This is a genomic window from Desulfobacula sp. (assembly GCF_014237455.1).
Lineage (GTDB): Bacteria > Desulfobacterota > Desulfobacteria > Desulfobacterales > Desulfobacteraceae > Desulfobacula.
This window is the reverse complement of record NZ_JABZFL010000109.1, coordinates 1-1,921: the sequence shown is the minus strand read 5'-3', so window position 1 is coordinate 1,921 and position 1,921 is coordinate 1. Positions and strand designations below refer to the sequence as shown.

Here is a 1,921-nt window from a genome sequence, read left to right as displayed (position 1 = left end):
GCGGTGCTGACCGGCGCCGTGCGCCGATCAAGCAAACGTAGTTTGATTGATCGGTGTGCGGTGACCGGTCCAGTTCCTTGTTCTGGCGCCAGAGGCGACGGAACAAGGGGCTGGACGTAGTCAGCACCGCATTCTCGGCGGCGGAGCCGCCGAGAACAAGTTGTTAACCGGTTGTCTGCATATCTTTCAACAAATTGATATTTTATTGAAAGTAATTTATTTTTTAACCGCATATCATTCAATTAGTAATTTTTCGACTGCAACCCAGATGAGAACTGATTACTGTTTAAAAATTTTTTGAAATTTATCTTGTCTTGAGAGAAAAAGGCTCCCCAATCCTTGCAAATGATATCTAGATTGCTGCTGTGGCAATGCAGAACGGGCTGGCTGTTTTCACAAAAGACAATCACTTTTCCAATATTGACGGGTTAATTGTGAAAAATTCTTAGCGAATGGGCGGTATTGATCCGGGCCTCAAGCCATAGATTCGGCAATGAGTTTTACATAATTTATAACGGCCATACAATGTTGACCGGTCTTTTTTGGGCCATGAGCCAGATTCCGTATCCCTTTGAAACGATCTCTTTTTTTGATGGATTGACCATCACCTTTTTGTCAGTGGTTTGTATGGCAAAGGTCAGGTAATTATATTTTTCTTTGAAATAATCATGCAGAGACCACCAGGTGAAATCCTGGACAGCTTCAGGCACAACCACGTAATATATTTCTTCATTGGCATCGTTTCTCAACAGGATCTGTAACGGAATATGAACTTTGTCCTGCATGGCCTGTACCATCATTTCAGCCGTCATCTGCATGATGATTTGAAAATCGCCTTGAATACTTGAAAATGTATCGAGAGACTGAGTTGATATGCAGCGGACCGTAATTTCGCAGGCCGTGCTTTTCAGCTTCAGAGCATTGATCAGGGCAAACAGGCTTTTCTCATCCTTTCCCGTGTGGATAACGATCTGTGCAGCTTCATTTATATTGGCTTTGTTCAGGGTGTGAAGGGTATCGGGTCTGCCTTTGACAAAAAAAACATCATCTATATCAGGTAAGGGGTGTCTTGATATGTCAGCCACAATGACAACATCCCGACTGGTATATGCCTCATCTTTTTGAATCTGCTCAATCAGCTGTTCTGTTTCATCGGTTGACCCCACGAGAAGGATATGATCCCTTCCTTTATATTCTTTTTCTCCGTGCATTTTTTTATCTCTCCTTTCAATCAACGATGAAGCAATATGGGTAATGAATGCAGCACCCAGGCCGATGCCCATGAATATGGGCAAAAGAACCGCCACAATTTTCCCAGAGTTGGAGACAGGGAACAGGTCTCCATAGCCAACAGTTGTGCTGGTCACAATACTCCACCAGAGCGCCTGGTCAAAATGGGTTAAGGCGGAATCAGGCGGTTCGACAAGTTTAATCAGTAAGCTTGATATCATTAAAAGAGCCAGGTAGGCAAAAACAAGGGAGACCCCTTTGCGCCTTAACCCCATCCGTATTAAATCTTTTAAAAAATAAAGCAAAATAGATATTCCAATTTATGCAAAAGTGTTTTCCATAGTTTGCTGTGCCGTGTTTTTAGTAAATTATATTATTTAATATTTATTTGCAATATCCAGTGGTCACTCAAGCAGCCAGGATTCGTGGTTGTAAATAGATAACAGGACCGGGTGGAGAATGGTGTTAATCTGGCGGTTCTTAGTTGTCAGATCATCTTTGCCAAAGACAAGTTCGCTTTTAAACACCTCGGGTGTGATAAATCTTGTCGGCACGTCAATGTTGAGATGCTTGATTTTCTCCATGATTTTTTTCTTTTGTATGTTGGGGTGCCAGGCCAGGTACCATCCCCAGTCTCCGAAACTGGGCACATTCTCATGAAAGGCAAGGATGGAAAGTTTTGCACTTTCTA

General features: G+C 42.7%; 1 protein-coding gene and 1 pseudogene. Both read right to left on the bottom strand.

Going from position 1 to position 1,921, the window contains the following annotated elements:
* Positions 1 to 509: 509 nt before the first annotated feature.
* Positions 510 to 1,535: an ion channel gene (locus HGJ91_RS15820; protein ID WP_291348814.1), complete on the bottom strand. Its 1,026-nt coding sequence runs from the start codon at positions 1,533 to 1,535 to the stop codon at positions 510 to 512.
* Positions 1,536 to 1,634: 99 nt separating this feature from the next.
* Positions 1,635 to 1,921, bottom strand: a pseudogene (locus HGJ91_RS15815) (spermidine synthase); the annotation flags it as partial.